At 61.0% G+C, this 2,795-nt stretch carries 2 protein-coding genes; one reads left to right on the top strand and one right to left on the bottom strand.

Annotated features, from left to right (window positions below):
* Window positions 1-530 precede the first annotated feature (530 nt).
* Entirely contained in the window at window positions 531-1,502 is a 972-nt protein-coding gene (locus ACKOVI_RS06900; protein ID WP_509603339.1) for an aldo/keto reductase, read from the bottom strand.
* Between the two features lie 36 nt (window positions 1,503-1,538).
* On the opposite strand from ACKOVI_RS06900, the gene ACKOVI_RS06905 reads away from it, so the two are divergent.
* Window positions 1,539-2,707 (top strand): IS3 family transposase gene (locus ACKOVI_RS06905; protein WP_509603340.1). Its coding sequence is split into 2 segments (ribosomal slippage): window positions 1,539-1,800 and window positions 1,800-2,707, totalling 1,170 coding nucleotides; the frame shifts between segments, so codons are not numbered across the junction.
* The last annotated feature ends 88 nt before the right edge of the window (window positions 2,708-2,795 follow it).

Raw genomic sequence — 2,795 nt, forward strand, 5'->3', positions numbered from 1 at the left:
CGTTCGACTCCTAGGTTGAAGGAGCCGAAAGGGTCTGCCTCCCAGGCGCGAGGCTCAACCAGTGCACTTTGTAGGCAGCCCGCTCACAACATCAGGTCCAGCGCCATTCCCGCGCCAGCGGGTTCGTACGTGTCGAACAACTCGGTCGTAGTAGCGCGGGCTTCGGCGTCTTAAAAATGACCGGTTTTGGCGTAACCGGACATTCCCTGCCGCAACGCCGACCGGCAGCAAAGTCCCAAACCCAGCCCTTCCGTCTTTCCAAGGTGCGAGATGAATGGCGGTCGGCTTCCAGCGGCCCTGATTCGGCCGTAGAATGGCGGCTCTTTCGGCAGGAGCACCCCTGCACATAACGCCCATTGCCCGTCAGCCACGCACTAGGACTAAACGGCCTTACACCTAGACCAGGCCGCGTTAACTGCGGCATGCTGCCTTAATTGGATAGCGCGCTCGGAGACAAAAGACCGAAGGGATTGTGAGCGTAGGGTGCGACGACTGCGGCGGGTTCAAGGATGACACCCGGTCGAGGTCGTTCACGGCGCTCTTTTCGGCGCTTCAACCCCGGAAAACGCCTGAACCGCTGGAGGCAAGCGGTCGCCTTTGACTGAAATCTGCCCCACTTCGAAATTCAGCTCCTGCAATTCAGCTTGGGTGAAGCGCACTTTGGCAGCACCGACGTTCTCAATCATGTGCGCGATCTGCGTGGTGCCTGGGATCGGGACGATCCACGGACGCTGCGCCAGAAGCCAGGCTAGCGCAATCTGTGCAGGCGTGGCTTTCTTTTTTCCCACCCAACTCTTGAGCAGGGTTACGAGCCTAACGTTGTTGACGATGTTCTCCCTATTAAATCGCGTCTCGCTTTTGCGAATGTCCCCATCGGCATAGCTCGTCAGCCCGTCAATCGCGCCGGTGAGGAAACCCACACCGAGCGGGCTCCACGGCACGAAGCCTATCCCGAGCTCGGCGCACATTGGCAGGACCTCGGTTTCGGGACCCCGCCACAGCATCGAATATTCGCTCTGGACGGCGGTCACCGGAAACTCCGCATGAGCGCGCCGCAGGGTATTCAGACCCATCTCGCACAAGCCCCAGTGCAACACCTTGCCCTGCGCCTTCAGGTCCTTGATGGCGCCAGCCACGTCCTCGATCGGAACCGCTGGGTCGACACGATGCTGGTAGAGCAGGTCGATGCGATCCGTCTTCAAACGTTTCAGCATCCCCTCAACCGCGAGCTTGATGTGATCTGGACGGCTGTTCAATCCCGGGCGGCGAACTCCTGTTTCCAGATCAATATTCCAGCCGAATTTGGACGTGATCACGACCTTGTCGCGGAACGGTGCGATCGCTTCGCCCAAGATCCGCTCATTCTCGTGAGGGCCATAGGCTTCGGCTGTGTCAAAAAACGTGACATCGTGGTCATAGGCCGCCCTGATGATGTCGATCATTTGGCCGCGATTGGGGATGGTCGTCTGGTAGGTTGATCTGCCCCCTTCTGAGTGGCCCAATTTCTATTTTAGAATTGGCCACGAAGGAGGAATGGAATGGCAAAGAAGCACAAGCCGGAAGAGATCATCGGCAAGCTGCGTGAAGCGGAGATCGTGCTGGCGCAGGGCGGAACGGTGGCGGATGCGTGTCGCCGGATCGGTGTCACCGAGCAGAGCTACTACCGCTGGCGCAAGGAATATGGCGGTCTGAAGATGGATCAGGCCCGGCGGATGAAAGAGCTGGAGAAGGAGAACGCCCGGTTGCGCAGGGCGGTATCGGATCTGACGCTGGACAAGCTGATCCTGCAGGAGGCTTCCCGGGGAAACTTTTGAGCCCCGCGCGTCGACGGCGCTGTATCGATCATATCAAGACCTTGATGCCGGTGTCCGAGCGGCGGGTGTGCCGCGTGCTCGGGCAACATCGATCGACGCAGCGCAAGACACCGCGCGGGGCGGATGACGAAGTCGCCCTGACCGAGGACATCATCGCCCTGGCCCGGCAATATGGTCGTTATGGTTATCGCCGGGTGACGGCGTTGCTGCGCGATGCGGGATGGCATGTGAACCGCAAGCGGGTCGAACGCATCTGGCGACGCGAGGGGCTCAAGGTGCCGCACAAGCAGCCCAAGCGCTCCCGGCTGTGGCTCAACGATGGATCATGCACCCGTCTGCGGCCCGAGTATCCGGGGCATGTGTGGTCCTATGACTTCGTCGAGGGGCGCACGCACGACGGTCTCAAGTTCCGCATCCTGTCGATCATCGACGAGGCCAGCAGGGAGTGCCTGGCCCTGCCGGTGGCGCGGCGGCTTCGCAGCGAAGATGTGCTGGCGGCGCTGGCAGAGTTGTTCGTCACCCGCGGGCCACCGGCGCACATACGGTCGGACAATGGCCCGGAATTTATCGCCAACGCCGTGCAAGAATGGTTGGCGAAGATCGGCGTGAAGACGCTCTACATCACACCCGGCAGCCCATGGGAGAATGGCTACTGTGAGTCCTTCAACGGCTCAATGCGCGACGAGCTCTTGAACGGGGAGATCTTCTACACCCTGACCGAGGCCCAGATCCTGATCGAAGCCTGGCGGCGGCATTACAACACCGTCAGGCCGCACAGTTCGCTTGGCTATCGGCCTCCGGCCCCGGAAACAGCAACGCCGCCATGGCCGCCCTCCGGTTCCGCTTCGCTCCACCTCCGGCCAGCCATGGCGCAGGAGGCAATCTTGCACTAACAAACAATGCGGACCACTCAGTGGGGGCCGGTCACTCCGACCTCCAGGGCAATCAGCGCCCATGCGACCATGGTGAAGTAACCGGCCG

Source organism: Candidatus Planktophila sp., from assembly GCF_046070465.1.
Lineage (GTDB): Bacteria > Actinomycetota > Actinomycetes > Nanopelagicales > Nanopelagicaceae > Planktophila.